The following is a 23,648-nucleotide window of genomic DNA, read 5'->3' on the forward strand; positions in this document are numbered from 1 at the left end:
TTGAATATCTCCTTGTCATCCAAATTCAATCTCATCTTATTTTCTTAAAAAATGCGGAAACATGCTTGGCGTGAACCTCATTTTTCAACCCAACACATAGCCCCCGTCGGCGATGACGGTCTCGCCCGTCACGTAGCCGGCGGCATCGGAGGTGAGGAAGAGCGCCATCTTCGCCACCTCCTCCGCCGTGCCCCACCGCCCCAGGGGCACGCGCGCCAGGCCCCGGTCGCCCGAATAATCGGCACGTGCCGTTTCCGCGGTCATCCGCGTGAGCGCCCGCCCTGGTGCGAGGCACACCACCCGCACCCCGTAAGGCCCCCATTCCACCGCCACCGCCCGCGTCAGCTGGGAGACGGCAGCCTTGGCGGCGGCGTAGACGCCGCGGTTCTCCCCGCCGCAGAAAGCCGTCTGGGAGCTGATGGACAGGATGACGCCGCGCCGGCGCTCCACCATGCCGCGCCCGATGGCCTGCATCAGCGCCATGACGCCGAGGAAATCCACGTTCACGAGGCGCGCCGCATCCGCCATCGGGGTTTCGAGAAGCGGCCGGGCGACAAGGATGCCCGCATTGTTGACGAGCACGTCCACCTCCCCCGCCTGCTCCGCCAGGGCGGTGACGGAGGCAAGGTCGCCCTGATCGAACACCATCGCCTCGACGCCAAGGCGGCCGGCAATGGCGCGAAGCGGTGCCTCCTCCAGGTCGGCGAGCACGAGGCGCGCGCCATGTTCCGCGTAAAGCTCGGCCATGGCGGCGCCGAAGCCGTTGGCGGCGCCGGTGACCAGGACGCGCCGTCCGGTGAAGTCGAGATCGCGGCCGAGGCTCACGCGCGCCCCCTCTGTTCGACCCATGCGCGCGTACGGCGCGCGCCCTCGGCAAGCGGGGTGGATGGGGAAAATCCGAGATCGCGCTGCGCGGCGGCAATGGAGAGAGGCCCGAGCGGGAACATGTTCCAGACGAGCCCGTCCTCGCGCAGCTCGATGCGCGCGCCCGGCACGGCCTCGCGCACCTCGGCGACGATCTCGTCCAGCTCCTGGGCGCGTCCGGGCCCCACATTGTAGGCGGTGCGGGACAGGGACGGCGCGTCGAGCGCCGCCAGGATGGCGGCGGCCACGTCGTCCACGAAAACGTGCTGGCGGGTCTGGCGCGTCGCCGGCCGCACCGCCGTCACCCGCCCCGCCAGCCCGTCCTCCACCAAGGCGCGGATGAGGCAGGAGGTGGTGCGGCCGGGTCCGTAGCAGGAGGCCACGCGCAGCGCCACCGCATCGACGCCATGCTCCGCCCGATAGGCCTCGATGAGCGCCTCGCCCGCAGCCTTGGTGGCCCCGTAGACCGTATCGGGATGCAAGGGCGCCGCCTCGTCCACCGGATCGAGGGTGGCGCGCGGCCCGTAGGCGTTCACCGAGGAGAACCACACCACGCGGCGCAGGCGATGAATGCGGGCCGCCTCCAGCAGGTCCACCAGCCCGTCGAGATTGATGGCACACACCCGCGCCGGGGTATCACGCATCACCATGGGCCCGGAGATGCCGCCGGCATGAATCACGGCCTCGACGCCGAAGCGGGCGATGGCCGCATGCCAGCCGTGCGGGTCTGGAAGATCGTGGCGCAGGACGGGAAATGGCAGACCGGAGAGCGGCACGCTGTCCATGCCGACCACCCGCCGGCCGGCCGCGTGCAGCCGGCGCGCCATCGCACCGCCCAACAGGCCGCCGACGCCGGTGACGAGAATGGCGCCCGCGCTCATTCCGCCGCCTCCGCCGCCACCACCACCCGCGGGCGGACCGCCGACAGGACGGACCTCAACTCAACCTTCGCCCCGGCGGTGCTCTTCAGGATGGCGAGGCCGCGCGCATCGCACGGCAGCGTGCCCGGCGCGACCCTGGCATCGATGCGCACCCAGCCCCGCAGCGCGGCGGCAAGGCGCGCATCCAGCTCCACCAGTTCGTCCTCGTCGAGACCCGCGGCGCGGGCATCGGCGGGATTGAGCCGCACGATGCGCCGCCGGCTCACCGCGCCCGGCTCGAACGTATCCTCATCGGCCACGGCGGTGAGCTTGAAGCGGGACGCCTCCAGCCGTTTGCGCAGCGCCAGAGTGGCCACGGCGTCGGGTTCGCCGCGATTGTCCAGCACGACGCCATAGAGCTGCCGGCAGGCCTCGGCGGAGATGTAGCCCTCGGCCGCATCGAGAGCGACCCGCGCCGGCTCCCGCGTCAAGGGATCGCCGTAGCCGCCGCCGCCCGCCGAGCGCACCACCACCATGGCGCCCGCTTCCACCGGATGGCCGGCAATCTTGCCGGGGGTATCGAAATCCTCGATCACGCCGTCGCGGTCGATCCAGGAGCCCACCGGGAAGCCCGGCAGTCCGCCGCGCACGCCGAAGGCGGGCACAACGGCACCGTCGGAGAGCAGCGAATAGCGGGTCTCGGGGGCCAGAACCCGCAGGCCGCGCTGCATGGAGAGGCCGCCGCGGGTGTGGCCGGCGCCGCCGGAATCCACCGCGAGGCGCGAGCTTTCCACCAGCAGCGGCATGCGCAGCTCGATCACCTCGGACGACTGGACGGTGACGAGGTCGCCCCAGTCGATGGGGGCCATGGCGCTCGGCCCGTCATCCTCCAGGAAGGCGCCGTTGCCGCCGGCGGACCATTCGTAGTGCACCCACTCGCGACCGGTGCGCGGATCGTAGCCCCCGAGCAGGTTGTGGAAGGAGGTGCGGCACAGGTCGCCCGCCACCATGTCCGGCACCACCTGCGATAGGGCGCCCACCATGGTGGCGATGACGCGCTTCCTGATCTCGCCATGGGACCCGGCCGGGGCCGGGCGCTGCACGTTGACGATGGAGGCCGGCGGCACGATCACGTCGATGGGCCGGAACGAGCCCTGGTTCAGTGGCGCCTGCGGATCGAACACCGACTTCACGGTGATGAAGACCGAGGCGGAGGTGACCGCTGCCGTCGAGTTCACCGGGAAGGGCACCTGCGCCGATGCGCCGGTGAAGTCCGCAATCATGCGGTCGCCACGGATGGAGAGCTTCAGCGGCAGCAGCAGCGGCTCGAAGCGGCCGCCCATGTAGGTTTCCAGATAGTCCTCGTAGAAGAAGTCCCCGTCCGGCAGCGCCGCAATGCAGGCCCGCATGCGCGCCTCGGCGCGGTCGAGGTCCACCTTCACCGCCGCCAGCAGCAATTCGAGGCCATAGCGATCGCACAGTTCGTGCACCCGCTTCTCCGCCACCCGGCACGCCGCGAAGCTGGCGTTGAGGTCGCCGAGCCGTTCCTCCGGCACCCGCATGTTGGCCAGCAGCAGGTCCTGCGCCGCCTCGTTGGTGCGTCCGCCCTCGATGATCTTGATGGGCGGGATGCGGATGCCTTCCTGGTAGATCTCGGTCGCCTTGCCGGACATGCTGCCGGGCACCATGCCGCCCACGTCCGCCCAGTGCGCGCGCACCGCCGGGAAGAAGATCAGCCGGCCGTCGCGAAACACCGGATAGATCACCGTCACGTCGTTGAGGTGGGTGCCGCCCGTATAGGGGTCGTTGACGAGGATGACGTCGCCTTCCTTCAAGGTGGCGCCCATCTTCTCCATGGCGGTGCGCACCGACCACGGCAGCGGCACCACATGGGAGCCGATGTCTTCCGACTGGGCGACCACCTGGCTGTCCGGAGCGAACAGGCCGCAGGAGAAGTCCTTGGCGTCGTAGATGGCGACCGAGCTTGCCGTGCGGCACACGGTGGCCCGCATCTCCCGCACGGTGGAAATGAGGGCCTGGGTGAGGATCTCGAGGGTGATGGGATCGATGGTCACGGCCGGTCCTTACGTCTGGCGCATCACGAGGCAGCCGATGGCGTCGAGCGCGACGCTCCAGCCGGGTAGCACGACGGTGGTCGAGCCCGCCTCCTCGATGAGGGCGGGCCCATCGATGGAGACCCCGGGCGGCAGCAGGTCCCGCGCGAGGACCTGCGTCGGATGGGCGACGCCGCCGAACACCACCTCGCCCATGCCCGTGCGGGCGGCATCCAGCGCGCGCCCCTGCGGATCGACGGGGGGCAGGACCGGTTTCTCCGACAGGCCCCAGGCCGCGACGCGATAGCTGACGATCTCGACCCGCGCCGCGGTCGGCGCGCCGTAGCGGGCCGCATAGACGCGGGCGAAGGCCGCTTCGATCACCGCCATGTCCGCCACGTCGAGCGCCACCGGCACCGAAAGCTCGAAGGACTGGCCCGAATAACGCATGTCGAGGCTGGCGGAAAAACGCGTCCGGTCGGGGCCATATCCGGCATCGGCGAGCTCCTCCTGCGCGTCCTCCACGAGGACCTTGAGCTGGTCGCGGACCGCCTCCACCGACGTCTCGTCGGTGCGCACCACTCGGGTCTGCACCAGGTCGCGCCGCAGGTCCGCCACCAGCAGCCCGAAGGCGGAGAAGTTGCCGGGCAAGGGCGGCACCAGCACGGTGGTCATGCCGAGCTCGACGGCCACGTCCGCGGCATGCAGCGCACCCGCTCCACCGAACGGCAGGAGGGCGAAATCGCGCGGGTCGATGCCGCGCATCACCGAGACTTCCTTGATGGCGCCGGCGAGGGACACCGCGGCGATCCGCAGGATGCCCTCGGCCATGGCTTCCACGCCCAGGCCCACCTGCTCGGCGAGGCGTGCGACCACGTCCACCGCCGCGGCGCGGTCGAGATGGATCTCGCCGCCGAGCGGCCGATCGGTGCGCAGCCGGCCCAGCACCACGTTGGCATCGGTGACGGTGGCCTCCAGCCCGCCCCGCCCGAAGCAGGCCGGCCCGGGCATGGAGGCGGACGAGCGCGGCCCCACCTTGAGGAAGCCCGCCGTGGCGCTGGCGATGCTGCCACCCGCCACCGCGATGGTGTTGATGTCGATCTGGCGGATCTTCACCGGAAAGGCGCCCACGCGCCCCTCGGTGGTCATGTCGAACTCGCCGCCGCGCACCAGGCACACGTCGGTGGAGGTGCCGCCCATGTCGCAGGTGATGAGATCCGGCACGCCGGCCGCGCGGCCCACATGGGTGGCGGCGATGACCCCCGCCGCCGGACCCGACAGCATGGACAGGACCGGCAGTTCCTCGATCCGCTTGGCCGGCAGCGAGCCGCCGTTGGAGCTCATGATGGTCAGCGGCGCGCGCATGCCGGCCTTTTCCAGCCGCCCCCGCAGGTCGCCCACATAATGGCGCATGCGCGGCCCCACATAGGCGTTCAGGGCCGCGGTGGAGAAGCGCTCATATTCGCGATATTCCGGCAGCACCGCGCTCGACGTGGTGATGGATGCACCGGGCAGCTTCGCCGCGAGGATCTCGGCGCAGCGCCGCTCGTGGGCGGGATTGGCATAGGCATTGATGAAGCAGACCGCGACCGCGGTGTAGCCCTCGGCCGCCAGGAGGTCGCCGAGCTCCTCCGCCTGCCGCTCATCCAGCGGGCGATGGATGGTGCCGTCCGCCTTGATGCGCTCGTCGACCTCGAAGCACTGGGAGCGCGGGATCAGCGGCCGGTTGGGCGGGGCCTTGATGTTGTACATGGCCATGCGGTTGCCGCGGCCCACCACCAGCACGTCGCGATGGCCGCGCGTGGACACCACCGCGAGCCGCGGCCCGTCGCGCTCCAGCGCCGTGTTGGTGGCGACCGTGGTGCCGTGGACCATGCGTTCCAGGCGCGCGGGATCGAGGGCCAGCCGCTCGACGCCGGTGAGGATGCCGTCCGCCTGATTTTTCGGTGTCGACGGTGTCTTCAGAACTTCAAGCCGCGACGTCTCCCGATCGAACAGAACGAGATCGGTAAACGTGCCGCCCACATCGACGCCCAGCCAAGCCATCGCCAACTCCCTCAGCGCCCGACGAAGCGGGGCTTGCGCTTTTCGAGAAACGCGCGGCCGCCCTCACGGTAGTCCGCGCTCTCCATTGCCTGGTCCAAGAGCTTCAGGATCTCCGCCTCGCGGGCCTCGGCCTCGCCCGCCGCGAGGATCTCCAGCACCGCCTTGGCGCCCTCGATGGACAACGGTGCATTGTCGACGAACTCGGCCGCCAGCGCCCGCGCGCCGTCGAGGGCGGAGCCTTCGGCGCGGACATCGACGAGCTTCATGGCGACGCAGTCGTCGATCTCGAAGAAGCGGCCGGAGAACAGGACACGCTTGGCGTTGGCGAAGCCGACCTGCCGGTAGAGAAGCCCGGAATCGAGCGCGCTGTAGACGATACCGAGGCGCGCGGCGGGAATGCCCATGCGCGTCGTCGCGTCGCCCACCCGGAAGTCGCAAGTGAGCGCCAGCCCGCAGCCGCCACCGACGCCGAAGCCCGACACCGCCGCGACGGTGGGGCGCGGATAATCGCGGATGGCGATGGCGGCGCGCTCGGTGGCTTCCTCGTAGATGCGGCCGCTCTCGGCGTCGGCACGAACCTCGGAAAACTCGGAGATGTCGGCCCCGGCGCAGAACTGCCCGCCGGCGCCGGTCAGGATCACCGCCTTCACCTCCGGGCGCGCCTTGAGAGAAACGAAGATCTCCTCCAGCCGGCGCCACATGGAAAGGCGGACCGCGTTGCGCCGGGCCGGCCGGTTCAGGGTGACCACCGCCAGCCCGCCAGCCTCGACGGAAACCAGAATGTCCGTGTCTTGGTCTGCCACCGAATTCCTCATTGCGCATTTATTGACCAGGCACAAACACTATGCGGGATTCTGATTTCGTGTACAATGTACAAATTCTCACGGAGACGGAAGATCCATGTCAGGTGCCCTCGAAGGCTTACGGGTGCTGGATTTGTCGAGCCATCTTTCCGGTCCATACTGCGCCATGATGCTCGCCGATCACGGTGCAGACGTGATCAAGATCGAGCGGCCCGGCACCGGGGACGAGGCGCGTGGCATGCCGCCCTACGTGGGGGGCGAGAGCGCGCCCTTCATGCTTTGGAACCGCAACAAGCGCTCCATCACGCTCGACCTGAAATCGGAGCCCGGCAAAGCCGATTTCCTCACGCTCGTCGACAGCGCCGACATCCTGCTGGAAAACTTCCGGCCGGGCACCCTCGCCCGCCTCGGCCTCTCCTACGAAGTGTTGTCGCAGCGCAATCCGCGCCTGATCTATGCCTCCATTTCCGGCTTCGGGCAGTACGGCCCCTACAGTACGCGGGGCGGCTTCGACCTGGTGACTCAGGGCATGTCGGGGCTCATGAGCGTCGCTGGCGCGAAGGACGGGCCGCCCCATCGCCTGCCCATCGCGATCTCAGACGTGGCGGCCGGCATGTTCCTCGCCTTCGGCATCCTCGCCGCCGTGGAAGCCCGCCATCGGACGGGGCGCGGGCAGATGGTGGAGACCTCCCTGCTCGACGCCGCCCTGTCCCTCGGCGTCTACGAGGCGGCCCACGTCTTCGCCACCGGCACGCGGCCCGAGCGCCTGGGACAGGCCCACCGGGGCAGCTCGCCCTACCAGATCATCCAGACCGCCGACGGCTGGCTGACGCTGGGCGCCGCGCAGCAGAATTTCTGGGAGCGCCTGTGCGACATTCTCGGTGCGCCCGCGTTGAAGAGCGATCCGCTCTTCGTCACCAATGCCGACCGCGTCGCCAACAACGATGCCCTCATCGCCCTGCTCCAGGAGCAGTTTACCAAGAAATCGTCGGCCGAATGGCTCGCGGCGCTGGACGCGGCCGGCATTCCGAGTGGCCCGGTGCTCGAATTCGACGAGGTCCTCGCCGACCCGCACATCCTCGCGCGGGAGATGGTGGTGGACACCAACCACCCCAGCGCCGGCGCCATGAAGACCCTCGGCGTGACGGTGAAGCTCTCGGAAACGCCCGGCGCCGTGCGGCGGCCGGCCCCGCTCCTCGGCGAGCATACGAGCGACGTGCTCGCGTCGCATGCGGCGCGCACCGCCGCCCGGGCGTGACACACGGGCAACGTCCGAAAGGGCGTCGATCCGGCACCATCGCCTGAAGTGAAGTCCGAACACCACAGGTCAAGAACCACACGCACCCTTCCAAAATCCTTCACAGCACGAGGGGAATTCTCATGCCTCGCACGACACGTCTCAGCTGCGCCGTCGCGATCCTGGCTTGCGTGGCCGCTGCCCTCGGTGGCAGTGCGCCGGCCGCCGCCCAGGGACAGCCCGGGATCACCGCCGACACGATCAAGATCGGCACCTTCGGCGCTCTCACCGGTCCGGGCTATCTCTATGGCAAGCTCGCCATGAACGGCATCGACGTGGTGTTCGACGAGGTGAACAAGGCCGGCGGCGTCAATGGTCGCAAGCTCCAGCACATCCGCGAGGACGACCGCTGCGATCCGGCCACCGCCATCACCGCGGTCCAGAAGCTGATCCACCAGGAGAACGTGTTCGCCCTCATCGGCGGCGGCTGCTCCAACGCCACCTTCGCCGCCCGCGAGACCATCGAGCAGGCCAAGATCCCGTTCGTGGTGGTGGCCTCGGTGCATGACGGCATCACCCAGCCGCCGGCCGCCAACATCTTCTCCATGGCGCTGACCTCCAGCATCGAGAGCCAGGCGCAGCTCGAATTCGCACTCCAGCAGGGGGCCAAGAAGATCGCCGTCGTCTCCATGCGCGATTCGTGGGGCCGCGCGCGCTACACGCCGCTGATGGAAGCCTTGAAGGCCAAGGGCATCACGCTCGTCGCCGACGAAGAGATGTCGCCCGACGCCAACGACGCCACCGCTCAGGTCCTGCGCCTGAAGCAGTCCGGTGCCGACGCCGTCATCATGGTCCTGTTCCCCAAGCCGGCCGCGGTCTTCGCCCGCGACGCGCAGAAGCTCGGCTTCAAGCCGATCCTCATCGGCCAGACGGGCATCGGTGATCCCGCCGCCTTCGAGGACCAGGTCGGCGTGCCCGGCGCCACCGCGAAGTTCACCACCATCTCCATGGTGAAGTACACCCCCACCGACCCGGCCGTGGACAAGTGGCGGACCCTGATCGAGACCAAGTTCCCCGGCGACCGCCTGTCCACCTTCAACCTGTTCGGCATCGGCGCCGCGCAGGTCCTGGTGGAGGCATTGAAGCGCGCCGGACCCGACCTGACCCGCGAGAAGCTGATCGCCCAGCTTGCCGACCTTAAGAACCTCTCCGTCGACGTCTATCCCGGCCCGATCACCTGCTCGCCGACCGACCACCGCTGCAACAAGTATCCCGCCTGGATCGCCAAGGAGCCCGGCGGTCCAATCAAGGTCCTGAGCATCACCCACGTCCAGTGATCGACAGATGACGATGCTCAGCTACCTGCTCCTGAGCGGCATCACGACGGGGGCGCTCTACGCCCTCGTCGCCCTCGGGCTCGTGGTCGTCAACAAGGCGACCGGCGTCATCAATTTCGCCCAGGGCGAGCTGTTCATGGTGGCCGGCTTCATCGCCTGGTCGATCCACGTGCAGTTCGGCTTCGACTTCGGCATTTCGTTTGCCGGCGCCGTCCTCGTCGGTTTCGTGCTCGGATGCGCCATCGACCGGGTGGCCTTTCGCCCCCTGCTGCGGGCAGACGTGGTGTCCATCGTCCTCGCGACGGTGGGCATCTCCTTCATGCTCAAGGGGATCGGCCGGATCATCTGGGGCGGCAAGGGGGACTACCTCTCCTTCCCGCCCATCACCTCCACCGACCCCATCATGCTCGGCGACATCGTCATCGTGCCGCAGCAGATCGCAGTGCTGGCGGGTGCCATCGCCATTATGATCGCGTTCGCCCTCTTCTTCCGCTTCACCCGCATCGGCAAGATGATGCAGGCCACCGCCGACAACGCCAAGGCCGCCACCCTCGTCGGCATCCGCATCGAGCGCATCTATACCCTCGCCTTCGGCACCGGAGCTGCGGTCGCGGCAGCCGCCGCCGTGCTCAGCGCGCCCCTGACGCTGCTCTATCCGGACATGGGCTTTTCCTTCTTCATCAAGGGCTTCGCCGCCGCCGTGGTGGGCGGGCTCACCAGCCTTCCGGGCGCCGTGGTGGGCGGGCTCGCCATCGGCATCGTGGAAGCCCTCGCCGGCGGCTACATCCATTCCAGCATGATGGAGGTTTCCGCCTTCATCGCCATCATGCTGGTGCTGCTGATCCGGCCCACCGGCCTCCTCAGCTTCCACAAAGCGCGGAGGGTATGACACCCATGGATATCCTTCGCCGCCGCAATGTCATGGCCGCACTCGTCTGCGTGGCGGCGGTGCTGCCGTTCGTCGCGAACCCCTATCAGCTTTTCGTGGCGAACCTGATCTTCATCTATGTGCTGCTCTCGGTGGGGCTCAACCTCCTGCTCGGCTATGCTGGACAGTTGGCCTTCGCCAATGCCGCCATGTTCGGCATCGGCGCCTATGGCACCGGGCTGCTGCAGGTCCATTTCGGCTGGCCGTTCCTCGTCGCCTTCCCGGCGGGGGCGCTGATCGCCACGGCGGTGGGGCTGACGCTCGCGCTGCCCGCGCTGCGGCTCACCGGGCTCTACCTCGCCCTTTCGACCCTCGCCTTCGCCCAGTTCACCCAGTGGGTGTTTCTCCACTGGGAAGGCGTTACCTTCGGCGCCGGCGGGTTCAAGACACCCCAGATCTCGTTTGCGCCGCTGCCGGTGGATCACCGCCACGGCCTCTATTATCTCAGCCTCGTCATCATGGTGGCCCTGGTCTGGTTCGCCGGAAACATCGTCACGTCGCGCATCGGGCGGGCGTTCATCACCGTCCGTGACAGCGAGGTGGCGGCGGAATCCCTCGGCGTCGATCTCCTGCGCTACAAGGCATTGGCCTTCGGGCTGAGTGCCTTCTACGCCGGCATCGCGGGTGGCCTTTATTCGCAGATGCTGAACTTCGTCTCGCCCGAAGGCTACGACCTCTTCCAGATGGTGCTGCAGAAGGCCATGGTCGTCGTCGGGGGTCTGGGCTCCATTGCGGGCTCCGTGCTTGGCGCGGGAACCATCGTCCTGGTGCTGGAACTGCTGCGCGAGTTCAAGGGCGCGCAGGAAGTGGTATTCGGCGCGCTGCTGCTCGTCTTCATCATCTTCATGCGCGGCGGCATCATATCGGTGATCAAGCGCCACATCCCCGGCTGGGAGGAACCCTTGCATCGCGCGCCGACCCGGCCCGAGGCGGACCCGCCGGCGGCGAGCCCGCTGACGCCCCCGGCGCAGGAAAGGGGGGCATCATGAGCCGTTCCATGCTCGCCCTCAGGCGCGTCGGCGTCAGCTTCGGCGGCGTCCAGGTGCTCGACCATGTGGACCTCGACGTGGGCGAGGGCGAGATCCGCGGCATCATCGGCCCGAACGGCGCCGGCAAGACCACGCTGCTCAACGTCATCTGCGGCATTCACCCGCCGGACATCGGCCAGGTGGTGCTCGACGGCGACCTCGTCACCGGCCTGAAGCCGAGCAAGATCGCGCGGCGGGGCATCGGCCGCACCTTCCAGACCTCGCAATTGTTCAAGGGCATGAGCGTGCTGGAAAATCTCATGTGCGGCCTGCATCGCCGGACGGTGACCGGGCTCGTCGGCGCCGGCCTCGGCCTGCCGTCCTGCCGTGAGGAGGAGGAGCGGACCGAGGAGGCGGCGCGCCTCGCGCTGGAATTCGTCGGCATGTCGCAATTCGCCGACCGGCCGGGGCATCAGCTCTCCTTCGGCCAGCAGCGGGTGGTGGAGATCGCCCGCACCCTCATCAGCGAACCCAAGGTGGTGCTGCTGGACGAGCCGGCGGTGGGCCTCAGCCTCAACCGCCTCAGCGAGTTCGACCTGCTGCTGCGGCGCATCCGCGACGACAAGGGGGTGACGCTGCTGCTCATCGAGCACGTCATCCGCCTCGTCATGGACGTGTGCGACGAGGTCACCGTGCTGAACTCCGGCCGCATCATCGCCGACGGAAAGCCCGACGTGGTGCGCAACGATCCGTCCGTCGTCGAGGCCTATCTCGGAAAGGAACTCCGTGCTCGTCATTCAGCATCTTAAGGTCTCCTACGGGCTGACCCAGGTCCTGCGCGACGTGTCGTTCGACGTGCCGGAGGGCCGCATCGTGGCGCTGCTCGGCGGCAACGGCTCGGGCAAGACCACCATGCTCAACACGCTGACGGGGCTGGTACGCCCCGTCTCGGGCTCGATCCGCTTCGGCGAGAAGGAGTGCGCAGGCCTCACCGCCTACGATTTCGTGCGCACCGGCATTGTGCAGGTGCCGCAGGGCCGGGAGGTGTGGCCGAGCCTCAGCGTCGACGACAATCTGGAGCTTGGCGCGGCAACCCGCAGCGACCGGGCGCAGATCCGCGCGGATCTCGAGGAGGTCTACGCCCTGTTTCCCAGGCTCACGGCAAAGAAGCGGCGGCCGGCCGGCGCCCTCTCGGGCGGCGAGCAGCAGATGGTGGCCATCGGCCGCGCGCTGATGGCGCGGCCCAAATGCCTGCTCATGGACGAGCCTTCCGCCGGTCTTGCCCCGTCGGTGGTGGGCGACATGGTGGACACCATCCTCGCGCTCAATGCCCGCGGCCTGACCATTCTCCTGGTGGAGCAGAATATCGGCGTGGCCGCCGCCGTGGCCGAGTTCGCCCACATCCTGCAGAACGGCGAGATCGCGTTCTCCGGTCCCGCCGCCGGGCTCGTGGACAATCCCGCCGTGCTGCGCTCCTATCTCGGCCGGTAGTCCCTCAGGCGTCGGCGTCCCCCCGCCGCCGGCCCTTGAGACCGATGCCCTTGCCCAGCGGAAAGTCGCGCACCGCCGGGGCGTGCGCCGCGGCCATGGCGGCGATCACCGCCACCTGCTGCGGCGTGAAGACCACGGCGCGGACGGACGGCCCGCTCTGGTCCACGTGCAGGCACAACAGCTCGTTGGTGGCGACGAGCGCACGCGTGGTGGCGTGGTACATGCGCATGTACAGATGCAGCCGCTTGTCGTCGGCGCCGGCGAGAAAGCTGTGGATCTCCAGCGGATCGGCCTCCTTCACCTCCCGATCATAGGTGAGATGGGCCTCGACCACGTACATTGTCCGGTGGGTGCGCTCACGATAGGAGGGACCAAGGCCAAGGGCGGCGATGAGGACGTCCGAGGCGGCATCGAACGCGCCCACGTAGTGGGCATAGTTCATGTGTCCGTTGAAATCGATCCAGTGCGGCTCGACCACCGCATGGCTCACGACGCATTCAGGGGCCGACATAAGCTGCTCCGACATTGACATTTTCGTCTATTGTATACAAATTTGGCCAAGACCATGTCCACTCCCCGCGTCCGGCAAGATCCCTTCCGGCAAGATCGCGCCGGATGCGGGATGTTGCCCCGAGAGCCGGATGCGCCTAGTGGTTCGACCGCGACAGGTGGAACCCCTCTGTCGCAAGCCGGGCGAACCACAAGTCTTTGGTCTGGCGGATCAACTTTTCGAAACGGATGGATACCATCTGTTTTGGTTGATCCACCGGACCTGCCCAGCCCGGGCTGCGCGTCCGTTTCCCTTCCCGAGTGAGCGCGCGGCGCATCCGCAGGAGCCCCCGATGACCGATCAGTCCAACTCGCTGCACGTGCGTGACGTCGCCAACCTGCTTCATCCCAACACCAACGCCCGCCGGCACGAAGCGCAGGGCCCGATGATCATCGCGCGCGGCGAGGGCATCTACGTCTATGACGACCAGGGAAAGGCCTATATCGAGGGGCTCGCGGGCCTGTGGAGCGTCGCGCTCGGCTTCGGTGAAAAGCGGCTGATGGAGGCTGCCGCGCGGCAGATGGCGGCCCTTCCTTATTACCACACGTTCTCGCACAAATCGAACGCGCCGGCCATCGAGCTGGCCGAGCGCCTGGTGGAGATGACGCCGGAGGGACTGACCAAGGTCTTCTTCACCAATTCCGGATCGGAAGCGAACGACACGGTCGTGAAGATGATCTGGTACTACAACAACGCCCTCGGGCGGCGCGACAAGAAGAAGATCATCTCCCGTCACCGCGCCTATCATGGCATCACGGTCGTCTCCGGAAGCCTCACCGGCCTGCCGACGAACCAGCGGGACTTCGACCTGCCGCTCCCCGGCTTCCTGCACGTGACCTGCCCGCACCACTACCGCAACGCCCTTCCCGGCGAGACCGAGGAGGCGTTCGCCACCCGCCTCGCGGACGAGCTGGAGGCGACCATCCTGCGGGAGGGGCCGGAAACGGTGGCGGCCTTCATCGGCGAGCCGGTGATGGGGGCCGGCGGCGTGATGGTGCCGCCCGACACCTATTGGACGAAGATCCAGGCGGTGTGCCGGCGCCACGACGTGCTGCTGGTGGCGGACGAGGTGATCAACGGATTCGGCCGCCTCGGCACGCCCTTCGGCTGCGACCGCTATGCCATCGCCCCGGACTTCATGGTGCTGTCCAAGCAGCTCACCTCGTCCTACATGCCGCTCTCGGCCATCATGCTGAGCGACAAGATCTATCAGGTCATCGCCGACAACTCCGACCGCATCGGGGCGTTCGGCCACGGCTTCACCGCCACCGGCCACCCCGTGGCCACGGCTGTTGCCCTGGAAAACCTCAAGATCATCGAGGAACGCGGCCTGATCGCCCACGCTGCCGCCATCTCTCCCGTCCTGCAGGACGGCCTGCGCGCCCGCTTTGCCGATCACCCCCTGGTGGGTGAGGTGCGCGGCGTCGGCCTCATCGCCGGGGTCGAGCTCGTCGCCGACAAGGCGCAGCGGACGAAGTTCGATCCTCCCGGCCAGGTGGCCGCCTATCTCCATGCGCGGGCGCAGGAGCGCGGCCTCATCCTGCGGGCCATCGAGGATACGCTCGCCTTCTGCCCGCCCCTCATCATCACCGCCGACCAGATCGGGCTGATCCTCGACCGCTTCGGGGCCGCGCTGGACGAGACCTGGACGTGGGTGAAGACCCGCGCGGCACCCGCCGCCTAAAGGGCTCGACCGCGACAGGTGGATCCCATCTGTCGCGAGCAGTCTGCCGCGAGCAGGTCGAACCCCGACTCTTTGATCAGGCGGATTCACCGATCAGGTCGAATCCGCCCCTAAGACCAAGGAAGAGCATGCGCCGGAGCCAATCCCGCGTCCTCAGTCGTCCGCGGCGGCGCCCAAAGTCATGGGATGGCGGCGCAGCACGCCGCGGATCGTCTTCTGCGCCTGCATCATGGTGCGCACCAGCGCCGCCTTCGCCTTGGCGGGCTGGCGCGCGACCATGGCGGCATAGACCTCGGTGAGGCCCTGGTGGACCAGCGCCAGCATGGTCTCGTCCTCGATATGGGCGAGATAGCGGTAGCGCATCGCCTGCTTCTCGATCACCGAGAGGATGCGCACCAGCATCTTGTTGCCGGCGGCCTCGTGCATGGAGGTGAGGAAGCCCACGTTGTGGAGGAAGAACTCGCGCACGTTGCCCGCCTTCAGGGCGGCCTGCATGGCCTTCAGGTGGCCCTGCATGGTGGCGAGGTCCTCCTTCGTGGCGCGCTTGGCGGCAAGGCCGGAGGCGATGCCCTCCAGCGGCGTGCGGCAGGCATAGATGTCGTCGAGGTCGGCGACGGAAAGCTCCTTCACCCGGATGCCGCGCCGGGCGAGGCGGACCACGAGACCGGTTGCCTCCAGCTGCCGGAAGGCCTCGCGCACCGGCGAGCGGGAGATGTTGAACTCGTCGCAGACCTCCTGCTCGGTGACGCGGGCATCGGGCGCGATGTCGAGATAGATGATCCGCCGCTCGAGAATGTTGGCGATTTCCGAGCCGAGCACGTCCGGTAGCGTGATGTCCGGCTCGGGGGTCGCCGGGAGCCGGCTGGCGGGGCGGCTGCGGACCGGCGCCACCGGCTGCAGGTGCCTGCTAGCGCGCATCGGTCCGCCACCGCGCGAGCGCCCGTGCGCTCCACATGGATCCGGCCTGTCCCGACATGGCCTGTACTGGCATGACCTTCGCGCTTCCCCTGCCCGCCCGAATCGCTTTCGGGACCTTCGCCCGCATCTTGCCAGTGTACATCTGCAGTTGAAACGGTCCAGACCGCGCCTCGCCCCCTGGAATCCCCGCGCCAGCGTTGACTCGCACATTGTCGAGTGTATACAATTTTATGGTACGTCGGCATCCCGGAGAGGCGGAGAAGGCAAGCGATGATCGAGAAGATGGCCATGATGCGTTCCATCGGAAACATCCTCGACAGCTGTCTCGCCATCCGGGCGGGAGAACAGCTGCTCGTCCTGACCGACGCCGACAACCTGGCGGTCGGCAACCTGTTCACCCTCGCCGGGATCGAGCGCGGCGCCGACACCTTCCTGATGGTGATGAAGCCGCGCACCCGGCACGGCGAGGAGCTGCCCAAGGTCGTCGCCGACGCCATGAAGGCGGCGGACGCCATCGTCGCCCCCACCACCTTCTCGGTGAACCACACCAGCGCGCGCAAGGCCGCGAGCGACGCCGGCGCGCGCCTCATCTTCTTTCCGGGCTGCCAGGAAAAGATGTTCCTGGACGGGAGCCTCGACATCGACTTCGTCAAGCAGGCGGAGATCATCATGCGCCTGTCCGGCGCCTTCGAGCGGGGGGAGAGCGTGCGCGTCACCAGCAATGACGGGCGCACCGACTTCACCCTCGACATTCGCGGCCGCCACGCGGTGCCGCAGACCGGCATCTGCCACAAGCCCGGCACCATCTCGCCGCCGCCCTGCATCGAGACGGCGGTCTCCCCCGTAGAGCATTCCACCAATGGCATCGCCATCATCGACGGCGCGGTGGTGCCGGGCGGCGAGGTGCTGGATCCGTTCCAGATCACCCTCAAGGACGGGCGGATCGTGGACATCGACACCGCCACGAAAGACGGCCGCAAGCTCGCCGACCTGCTGAAGTCCTATGGCGACGAGAACATGTATTGCCACGTGGAACTCGGCGTCGGCCTCAACCCGAAGGCGCGCATCGGCCGCGGCGTCGAGCTCGAGGATGAAGGCGAATTCGGCACCCTGCACCTCGGCATCGGCAACGGCATCACCTTCGGCAGCAGCATCCGCGCGGTCGGCCACGTGGACCTGGTCATCCGTCACCCCATCGTCACCGTGGACGGCAAGGTGGTGCTGAAGGACCGCGAGGTCCTCGTCTGATCGTCGTCTGCACGGGAAATGGCTCGGCCGGCGTCCCTGAGGCGCCCACCGGGCCGCATCACCTCACGCTGCCGGCTTGAGCGCCTGAAGCTCGCCGGGAAGCGCATAGGCCCACTGGGTGATGGAGCCGGCGCCGAGGCAGATCACATAATCTCCGGGCTTGGCCAAGCCAGCCACGATGCCCGCGAGGGCCTCCGGCCCCTCCAGCGCCGTCACCGAGCGATGCCCATGGGCGCGCAGGCCCTGCACCAGGTGGTCCCGGTCCGCCCCCTCGATGGGCGCCTCGCCCGCCGTATAGACGGGGGCCACCACCACGTGGTCGGCATCGTTGAAGCAGGTGCAGAACTCGTCGAACAGCGAGGCGAGGCGCGTATAGCGGTGCGGCTGCACCACGGCGATCACCTGTCCCTCGCTCGCCGCCCGCGCCGCCTTGAGCACGGCGGCGATCTCCACCGGGTGGTGGCCGTAATCGTCATAAACGGTGACGCAGTTCCAGTCCCCGGTGCGGGTGAAGCGGCGCTTCACCCCGCCGAACTGGGAGATCGCCTCGATGATCTTCTCGTCCGGCACCTTCAGCTCGTGCGCCACGGCGATGGCGGCGGTGGCGTTCAGCGCATTGTGCTTGCCCGGCATGGGCAGGCGCAGGCCGCGGATCTCGTGCACCGTCTCTCCCGCCCGGTTGCGGAAGACGACGCCGAACTTGGTGATGCCGCCCTTCAGGTCCACGTCCACGAGGCGCACGTCCGCCTGCGGGTTCTCGCCATAGGTGATGACGCGCCGGTCCTCGATGCGGCCCACCAGCGCCTGCACCACCGGATGGTCGATGCACATGACCGCGAAGCCGTAGAAGGGCACGTTCTCCACGAAGGCCTTGAACGCCTCCTGCACCTTGTCGAAGGTCTTGAAGTGGTCGAGGTGCTCCGGGTCGATATTGGTGACGATGGCGACTTCCGTGGGCAGCTTCAGGAAGGTGCCGTCGCTCTCGTCCGCCTCCACCACCATCCAGTTGCCGTCGCCGAGGCGGGCATTGGTGCCGTAGGCGTTGATGATGCCGCCATTGATGACGGTCGGGTCGAAATTGCCGGCGTCGAGCAGGGTCGCCACCAGCGAGGTGGTGGTGGTCTTGCCGTGGGTGCCGGCGATGGACACGCAGCTCTTCAGCCGCATCAGCTCGGCCAGCATCTCGGCGCGGCGCACCACCGGCAGGCGCCGGGCGCGGGCGGCGACCAGTTCGGGATTGTCGCGCTTGATGGCGGAGGACACCACCAGCACGTCGGCATCGTCCACGTTGGAGGCCTGGTGGCCCACCACCACCTTGATGCCGTGATCGCGCAAGCGCTTCACGTTGGCATTTTCCGCCACGTCCGAGCCCTGCACCTCGTAACCGAGATTGTGCAGCACCTCGGCGATGCCGCTCATGCCGATGCCGCCGATGCCGACGAAGTGGATGGAGCCGAGGCCGGACGGCAGTTTCATGCCTGTTTTCCCTTGAAGGTTGCGACCGCGCCCTTGCCCGCAAGGTGCCGGACGAGATCGGCCAGCCGCTCCGCGGCATCGAGCACGCCCTGGCTTCTGGCCCGATCGGCCATCCGCGTCAATGATTGGGGTTCGCCGGCAAAGGTGTTGAGTTCCAACGCCAGCCGGTCGGGATCGAACTCCACCTGCCGCAGCACCAGGGCGGCGCCGGCCTCCCCCAGCGTGCGGGCGTTGGCCGCCTGGTCCTGGTCGAGGGCGTGGGGCAAGGGGACTAGGATGGACGGCCGCCCGATGGCGGACAGCTCCGCCACGGTGCCCGCGCCGGAACGGGCGATGACGAGATGGGCCTGCGCCATGCGCGCCGGCAGGTCGTCGAAGAAGGGCGCCACTTCCGCAGCAACGCCAAGCCGGGCATAGGTGGCCTTCACCCGCTCCAGGTCCTCCTCGCGCGCCTGCTGGACGAGAAGGAGACGCGCCCTGAGGTCCGTCCCGAGCCGCTCCACGGCTTCGGGCACGACATCGGACATCACCCGCGCGCCCTGGCTGCCGCCGAAGACCAGGACGCGCAGCGCGCCCCCGGGGACCGGTGGGTCATAAAGCGTGGCCGCGGCGGCCACGGCTGCCGGGCGCAGCGGATTGCCGGTCCACACCGCCTTGGGCTCCAGGGCGGGGTTCGCCTTGGCAAGGCCGGGAAAGCCGGTGGCGATGGCGGTGACACGCCCCGCCAGCATGCGGTTGGCCCGGCCCATGACGCCGTTGGCCTCGTGGATCAGGGTCGGCACGCCCGTGAGGGAGGCGGCGATGAGCGGCGGCACCGTGGGATAGCCTCCGAAGCCCACCACCACGGCGGGCTTCAGCCGGCGCAGCAGCGCGAGGCTCGAGACGAGGCCGGTGGCGAGGGCGAAGCCGGTGCGCGCGAGCGCCACGGGGGAACGGCCGCGCACGGTATCGGCGGGCAGCACGTGCAGCTCGCGGGCGGGAAAGTGCCCGGCATAGCGCGCCGCGCGGGCGTCGGTGGCGAGATCGACCGTCATCCCGCGCGCGGTGAGCACCGCCGCGAGCGCCTCGGCCGGGAACAGATGGCCGCCGGTACCCCCGGCGGCAAGGAGAATAAGCTCGCTCACGTTCCCCCTCGATGACCGCGCGACCGGGCGAATCGCTCGCCGTGCCGCGCGCAGTCACTGCCCTGCCAATGCGGCCGTTCCACGAACGGATCCTGCCCGCCCCGCGCCCGGCGGGCCTCAGGCCGGATCCGGCACCGCCCCCGACGCCACCGCACGGGCGCTGCCCTCCTGCGCCGGCTTCTCGGTCAGCGCCGCCAGCGCCGCCGCCCCCGGCCGCTTGCGCGACAGGGCGAGCAGCATCCCCATGCCGAAGGCGATGGAGATGAGCGAGGAGCCGCCGTAGGAGATGAACGGCAGCGTCATGCCCTTGGCGGGGGCGATGTGCACGTTGACCGCCATGTTGATGGCCGCTTGCAGCCCGAACAGCAGCGCCAGTCCGGTGATGGCGAAGCGGGCGAAGGGGTCGCTCTCCTTGGAGGCGCGCGACAGCGACCGCAGGATGATGAAGGCGAACAGCGAGAGGATGACGAGGCACAAGATGATGCCGAACTCCTCCCCCGCCACGGCGAAGACGAAGTCCGTATGCCCGTCCGGAAGCAGGCGCTTCATGGTGCCCTCGCCCGGGCCCTGCCCGAACCAGCCGCCGTTGCGGAAGGAGTTGAGCGCCGCGTCGATCTGGTAGGTGTCCCCGGAATCCGGATTGAGGAAGCGGTTGATGCGCTTCTGCACGTGGGAAACGGTCATGTAGGCGAGCGCGCCGCCCCCGGCCCCAATGCCCACGAGGCCCACCATCCAGATCCAACGCAGGCCGGCGAGGAAGAAGAGCGAGGCCCACACCAGGCAGATGAGCAGGCTCTGCCCGAAGTCGGGTTGCTTCACCAGTGGCGCCAGCACGCTGCCGAGCAGGGCGAAGGCAAACAGCTGCGCCGGCATTTCCGGCCGCTTGGTGCTCTCGGAGAACAGCCAAGCGGCGAGGATGACGAAGGCCGGCTTGATGAATTCGGAGGGCTGCACCGTGATGCCGGCGATGGTGAGCCAGCGCCGCGCGCCCTTCACCTCCGGCCCGACCACGAGGGTCGCCAGCAACAGCACGAGGAAGAGGGCGAACACGCCGATGCACAGGCGCCGCAGCGTGCGCGGCGACAGGAAAGACGTGGCGATCATCACCACCACTGCGGGGGCGAGGAACAACACCTGCCGATTCACGAAGTGGAACGGATCGGCGATGGACAGGCGCGCGGCCACGGCCGGGCTGGCCGCGAGGCACAGGATGATGCCGATGACCATAAGGCCGACGAGGCTCGCGAGCAGCGCCCGGTCCACCGTCCACCACCACTCGCTGAGCACGGTGCGGTCGGCGCGCGACATCATGGGGCGACAACTCCGGTACGGGATATTTCCCGCACCATGCGTCCGGGAGGGTTGACGGTCGATTAAGAGCGGCGCCCTGCCCATCGCACAATCGCGGGATGGCACCTATCTTCACGGAGTGGCCAAGGCAAAGCGCAAGGGGGCATCCCCTCTCCCCGATCCGTTCGACAGCTGGTTCCGTGCCCGTGGCTGGACGCCCCGGGCGCACCAGCTTGATCTTGTCGCCGCGGCGAACGCCGGCCGGTCGGTGCTGCTCATCGCCCCCACCGGCGCCGGCAAGACGCTGGCCGGCTTCCTGCCGACGCTGATCGAGCTGCGCGAGGGGCGGGCGAAGCGCGCCGTCCGTGCCAAGGCGGCTCCCGCCCCGGCCGCGGCCGGCGACATCCCCGCCCCGCCGGTGCCCTTCGCCCGCTGGCAGGCGGAGCCGACGGCCTCGCCGCTGCACACGCTCTATATCTCTCCGCTGAAGGCGCTGGCGGTGGACATCGCCCGCAACCTGGAGACGCCCATCGCCGAGATGGAGCTCCCCATCCGCGTCGAGACCCGCACCGGCGACACGCCGTCCTCCCGGCGCCAGCGGCAGCGGCGCGATCCGCCCGACATCCTCCTGACCACCCCGGAACAGATCTCCCTGCTCCTCGCCTCCAAGGACGCCGAGCATCTCTTCTCGGGGCTGAAGCGGGTGGTGCTGGACGAGTTGCATGCCCTCGTCACCTCCAAGCGCGGCGACCTGCTCTCCCTCGCCCTCGCGCGGCTCAGGGCCATCGCGCCGGGCCTGCAATGCGTGGGGCTCTCCGCCACGGTCGCCGAGCCCGACGACCTGCGCCGCTACCTGGTGCCGCAGGATGGCACCGGGCCGCTGGCCGATCTGGTGGTGACGCAGGGCGGAGCGGCGCCGGACATCTCCATGCTGGAGAGCCGGCAGAAGATGCCGTGGGCGAGCCACACCGCCCAGCACGCCTTCGGCGAGATCTACGCGCTGATGGCGGCGAACAAGCTGTCACTGGCCTTCGTCAACACCCGCTGGCAGGCGGAATTCCTGTTCCAGGAGCTCTGGCGCATCAACGACCTGAACCTGCCCATCGCCCTCCACCACGGCTCGCTGGCCGTGGAGCAGCGGCGCAAGGTGGAGGCGGCCATGGCGGCGGGAAAGCTCAAGGCGGTGGTGGCCACCTCGTCCCTGGACCTCGGCATCGATTGGGGCGACGTCGACCTCGTGATCAACGTGGGCGCGCCCAAGGGCGCCTCGCGCCTCATGCAGCGCATCGGCCGCGCCAATCATCGCCTCGACGAGCCCTCCCGCGCCGTGCTGGTGCCGGCCAACCGCTTCGAGGTGCTGGAATGCCGCGCGGCGCTGGAGGCGGTGAAGGCGGGTGCGCAGGACACCCCGCCCGAGCGCCAGGGCGCCCTCGACGTGCTGGCCCAGCACATCCTCGGCATGGCCTGCGCCGCGCCCTTCGACGCGGAGGCGCTGTTCGCCGAGGTGCGCTCGGCCGCGCCCTACCGCGCCTTGTCCCGCGCGGACTTCGACGCCGCCCTCGATTTCGTCGCCACCGGCGGCTATGCGCTCAGGGCCTATGAGCGCTACGCCAAGATCCGCCGCACCAAGGATGGCTTGTGGCGCGTCGCCAACCCCATGATCGCCCAGGCCTACCGGCTGAACGTGGGCACCATCGTGGAAGCCTCCATGCTCAAAGTCCGCCTCGTCTCGGCGCGCGGATCGCCGAAGACCGGGGTGGCGGGACGCGTGCGCTTCGGCGGCCGGCTGCTCGGCGAGGTGGAGGAATATTTCGTCGAGACCATGGTGCCCGGCGACACCTTCGTCTTCGCCGGAGAGATCCTGCGCTACGAGGTGCTGGTGGAGGACGAGGTCTATGTCTCGCGCACCACCGCCAAGGAGCCGCGGGTGCCAGCCTACGCGGGGGGCAAGTTCCCCCTCTCCACCTTCCTCGCCGCCGGCGTGCGCGCGCTCCTCGCCGCGCCGGAGCGCTGGTCCGCCTTGCCGACGCAGGTGCGCGACTGGCTGGAGCTGCAGCGCGCCCGCTCCCGCCTGCCGGGGCGCGACGATTTGCTGGTGGAGACCTTCGAGCAGGGGAATCGCCACTACCTCGTCACCTACCCATTCGAGGGCCGTCTCGCCCACCAGACGCTGGGCATGCTGCTGACACGGCGACTGGAGCGGGCGCGGCTGAAGCCCCTGGGCTTCGTGGCCAATGATTATGCGCTCGCCGTCTATGCGGCCGACGACATGGGCCTCGCCATAAGACAGGGCCGGCTGTCTCTGGCGGACCTGTTCGACGAGGACATGCTGGGTGACGACCTGGAGGCATGGCTGGCGGAAAGCGCCCTGATGAAGCGGACCTTCCGCCATTGCGCCGTCATTGCCGGGCTCATCGAGCGGCGCTTTCCGGGCAAGGAGAAGACCTCGCGGCAAGTCACCGTCTCCACCGACCTCATCTACGACGTGCTGCGCCGGCACCAGGCGGATCATCTCCTTTTGCGCGCGGCGCGGGCGGATGCGGCCACCGGTCTGCTCGACGTGAAGCGGCTCGCCGAGATGCTGGCGCGCATCAAGGGGCGCATCGTCCACCAGCCCCTCGACCACGTATCGCCGCTGGCGGTGCCGGTGTTGCTGGAGATCGGCCAGGAGAGTGTGGGTGGCGAAGCGAACGACGCGCTCCTGGCCGAAGCGGAAGAGGATCTGGTGCGCGCGGCGATGGGGTGAGGAAGGGGTGGCGGGCGCCGCATG

The 23,648-nt window shown here is 68.7% G+C and carries 19 protein-coding genes; 9 read left to right on the forward strand and 10 right to left on the reverse strand.

Annotated features, from left to right (window positions below; genetic code table 11):
* Positions 1-84 precede the first annotated feature (84 nt).
* The 5 genes from EZH22_RS01110 to EZH22_RS01130 are packed head-to-tail and all read right to left on the reverse strand — an operon-like array spanning position 85 to position 6,627.
* Positions 85-825: an SDR family NAD(P)-dependent oxidoreductase gene (locus EZH22_RS01110; protein ID WP_203193993.1), complete on the reverse strand. Its 741-nt coding sequence runs from the start codon at positions 823-825 to the stop codon at positions 85-87.
* Positions 822-1,745 carry an NAD-dependent epimerase/dehydratase family protein gene (locus tag EZH22_RS01115; RefSeq protein WP_203193994.1) on the reverse strand — a complete coding sequence of 308 codons (924 nt, stop codon included), beginning with the start codon at positions 1,743-1,745 and terminating at the stop codon, positions 822-824. Before EZH22_RS01115 ends, EZH22_RS01110 begins: the two co-directional genes overlap by 4 nt.
* Positions 1,742-3,799 carry a hydantoinase B/oxoprolinase family protein gene (locus tag EZH22_RS01120; RefSeq protein WP_203193995.1) on the reverse strand — a complete coding sequence of 686 codons (2,058 nt, stop codon included), beginning with the start codon at positions 3,797-3,799 and terminating at the stop codon, positions 1,742-1,744. The genes EZH22_RS01115 and EZH22_RS01120 overlap by 4 nt, the downstream gene beginning before the upstream one ends.
* Before the next feature lie 9 nt (positions 3,800-3,808).
* Positions 3,809-5,824: a hydantoinase/oxoprolinase family protein gene (locus EZH22_RS01125; protein WP_203193996.1), complete on the reverse strand. Its 2,016-nt coding sequence runs from the start codon at positions 5,822-5,824 to the stop codon at positions 3,809-3,811.
* Positions 5,825-5,835: 11 nt separating this feature from the next.
* The gene (locus tag EZH22_RS01130; RefSeq protein WP_203193997.1) at positions 5,836-6,627 is read right to left on the reverse strand and encodes an enoyl-CoA hydratase-related protein; all 792 of its coding nucleotides are present in this window, start codon (positions 6,625-6,627) and stop codon (positions 5,836-5,838) included.
* A gap of 97 nt (positions 6,628-6,724) precedes the next feature.
* Here EZH22_RS01130 and EZH22_RS01135 point away from each other — a divergent pair, with 97 nt between their 5' ends.
* The 6 genes from EZH22_RS01135 to EZH22_RS01160 all read left to right on the forward strand — a co-directional run bounded on the left by EZH22_RS01135 (position 6,725) and on the right by EZH22_RS01160 (position 12,588).
* The gene (locus EZH22_RS01135) at positions 6,725-7,885 is read left to right on the forward strand and encodes a CaiB/BaiF CoA transferase family protein (protein WP_203193998.1); all 1,161 of its coding nucleotides are present in this window, start codon (positions 6,725-6,727) and stop codon (positions 7,883-7,885) included.
* A gap of 122 nt (positions 7,886-8,007) precedes the next feature.
* Positions 8,008-9,201, forward strand: a complete 1,194-nt coding sequence (locus EZH22_RS01140; RefSeq protein ID WP_203193999.1) for an ABC transporter substrate-binding protein — start codon at positions 8,008-8,010, stop codon at positions 9,199-9,201.
* A gap of 7 nt (positions 9,202-9,208) precedes the next feature.
* A complete protein-coding gene (locus EZH22_RS01145) occupies positions 9,209-10,090 on the forward strand; it encodes a branched-chain amino acid ABC transporter permease (protein ID WP_203194000.1) in 882 nt (293 codons plus the stop codon).
* 5 nt (positions 10,091-10,095) lie between these two features.
* Entirely contained in the window at positions 10,096-11,118 is a 1,023-nt protein-coding gene (locus EZH22_RS01150; protein WP_203194001.1) for a branched-chain amino acid ABC transporter permease, read from the forward strand.
* The gene (locus EZH22_RS01155) at positions 11,115-11,906 is read left to right on the forward strand and encodes an ABC transporter ATP-binding protein (RefSeq protein ID WP_203196320.1); all 792 of its coding nucleotides are present in this window, start codon (positions 11,115-11,117) and stop codon (positions 11,904-11,906) included. Before EZH22_RS01150 ends, EZH22_RS01155 begins: the two co-directional genes overlap by 4 nt.
* A complete protein-coding gene (locus EZH22_RS01160; RefSeq protein ID WP_203194002.1) occupies positions 11,884-12,588 on the forward strand; it encodes an ABC transporter ATP-binding protein in 705 nt (234 codons plus the stop codon). Before EZH22_RS01155 ends, EZH22_RS01160 begins: the two co-directional genes overlap by 23 nt.
* Before the next feature lie 4 nt (positions 12,589-12,592).
* Here EZH22_RS01160 and EZH22_RS01165 read toward each other — a convergent pair whose 3' ends face one another.
* Positions 12,593-13,099 carry a thioesterase family protein gene (locus EZH22_RS01165; protein ID WP_203194003.1) on the reverse strand — a complete coding sequence of 169 codons (507 nt, stop codon included), beginning with the start codon at positions 13,097-13,099 and terminating at the stop codon, positions 12,593-12,595.
* 331 nt (positions 13,100-13,430) lie between these two features.
* Here EZH22_RS01165 and EZH22_RS01170 point away from each other — a divergent pair, with 331 nt between their 5' ends.
* Positions 13,431-14,822 (forward strand): aspartate aminotransferase family protein, encoded by a 1,392-nt coding sequence (locus EZH22_RS01170; RefSeq protein ID WP_203194004.1) that lies wholly within the window; start codon positions 13,431-13,433, stop codon positions 14,820-14,822.
* Between the two features lie 153 nt (positions 14,823-14,975).
* Here EZH22_RS01170 and EZH22_RS01175 read toward each other — a convergent pair whose 3' ends face one another.
* Positions 14,976-15,740, reverse strand: a complete 765-nt coding sequence (locus EZH22_RS01175; protein ID WP_203194005.1) for a GntR family transcriptional regulator — start codon at positions 15,738-15,740, stop codon at positions 14,976-14,978.
* Between the two features lie 270 nt (positions 15,741-16,010).
* On the opposite strand from EZH22_RS01175, the gene EZH22_RS01180 reads away from it, so the two are divergent.
* Positions 16,011-16,988 (forward strand): aminopeptidase, encoded by a 978-nt coding sequence (locus tag EZH22_RS01180; protein WP_203194006.1) that lies wholly within the window; start codon positions 16,011-16,013, stop codon positions 16,986-16,988.
* A gap of 63 nt (positions 16,989-17,051) precedes the next feature.
* Here the strand turns inward: EZH22_RS01180 and murC are convergent, their stop codons facing one another.
* From murC to ftsW, 3 genes are all read right to left on the reverse strand, one after another.
* Complete coding sequence (gene murC / locus EZH22_RS01185; RefSeq protein ID WP_203194007.1) at positions 17,052-18,464, reverse strand: UDP-N-acetylmuramate--L-alanine ligase; 1,413 nt, start codon at positions 18,462-18,464, stop codon at positions 17,052-17,054.
* The gene (gene murG / locus EZH22_RS01190; RefSeq protein ID WP_203194008.1) at positions 18,461-19,588 is read right to left on the reverse strand and encodes an undecaprenyldiphospho-muramoylpentapeptide beta-N-acetylglucosaminyltransferase; all 1,128 of its coding nucleotides are present in this window, start codon (positions 19,586-19,588) and stop codon (positions 18,461-18,463) included. Before murG ends, murC begins: the two co-directional genes overlap by 4 nt.
* Before the next feature lie 117 nt (positions 19,589-19,705).
* Entirely contained in the window at positions 19,706-20,899 is a 1,194-nt protein-coding gene (gene ftsW / locus EZH22_RS01195; RefSeq protein ID WP_203194009.1) for a putative lipid II flippase FtsW, read from the reverse strand.
* Positions 20,900-21,017: 118 nt separating this feature from the next.
* Between ftsW and EZH22_RS01200 the strand changes: the two genes are divergently transcribed.
* Positions 21,018-23,624, forward strand: a complete 2,607-nt coding sequence (locus EZH22_RS01200; RefSeq protein WP_203194010.1) for a ligase-associated DNA damage response DEXH box helicase — start codon at positions 21,018-21,020, stop codon at positions 23,622-23,624.
* Positions 23,625-23,648 lie beyond the last annotated feature (24 nt).

Origin of the sequence: Xanthobacter dioxanivorans (genome assembly GCF_016807805.1) — a bacterium.
GTDB classification, from domain to species: Bacteria; Pseudomonadota; Alphaproteobacteria; order Rhizobiales; family Xanthobacteraceae; genus Xanthobacter; species Xanthobacter dioxanivorans.

Bases quoted from the DNA above. Each gene is read 5' to 3' on its own strand.
- murC (WP_203194007.1), bottom strand. From the start codon at position 18,464: ATGAAACTGCCGTCCGGCCTCGGCTCCATCCACTTCGTCGGCATCGGC.
- EZH22_RS01170 (WP_203194004.1), top strand. From the start codon at position 13,431: ATGACCGATCAGTCCAACTCGCTGCACGTGCGTGACGTCGCCAACCTG.
- EZH22_RS01125 (WP_203193996.1), bottom strand. From the start codon at position 5,824: ATGGCTTGGCTGGGCGTCGATGTGGGCGGCACGTTTACCGATCTCGTT.
- EZH22_RS01175 (WP_203194005.1), bottom strand. From the start codon at position 15,740: ATGCGCGCTAGCAGGCACCTGCAGCCGGTGGCGCCGGTCCGCAGCCGC.
- EZH22_RS01135 (WP_203193998.1), top strand. From the start codon at position 6,725: ATGTCAGGTGCCCTCGAAGGCTTACGGGTGCTGGATTTGTCGAGCCAT.
- EZH22_RS01180 (WP_203194006.1), top strand. From the start codon at position 16,011: ATGATCGAGAAGATGGCCATGATGCGTTCCATCGGAAACATCCTCGAC.
- ftsW (WP_203194009.1), bottom strand. From the start codon at position 20,899: ATGATGTCGCGCGCCGACCGCACCGTGCTCAGCGAGTGGTGGTGGACG.
- EZH22_RS01140 (WP_203193999.1), top strand. From the start codon at position 8,008: ATGCCTCGCACGACACGTCTCAGCTGCGCCGTCGCGATCCTGGCTTGC.
- EZH22_RS01115 (WP_203193994.1), bottom strand. From the start codon at position 1,745: ATGAGCGCGGGCGCCATTCTCGTCACCGGCGTCGGCGGCCTGTTGGGC.
- EZH22_RS01165 (WP_203194003.1), bottom strand. From the start codon at position 13,099: ATGTCGGCCCCTGAATGCGTCGTGAGCCATGCGGTGGTCGAGCCGCAC.
- EZH22_RS01145 (WP_203194000.1), top strand. From the start codon at position 9,209: ATGACGATGCTCAGCTACCTGCTCCTGAGCGGCATCACGACGGGGGCG.
- EZH22_RS01155 (WP_203196320.1), top strand. From the start codon at position 11,115: ATGAGCCGTTCCATGCTCGCCCTCAGGCGCGTCGGCGTCAGCTTCGGC.
- EZH22_RS01150 (WP_203194001.1), top strand. From the start codon at position 10,096: ATGGATATCCTTCGCCGCCGCAATGTCATGGCCGCACTCGTCTGCGTG.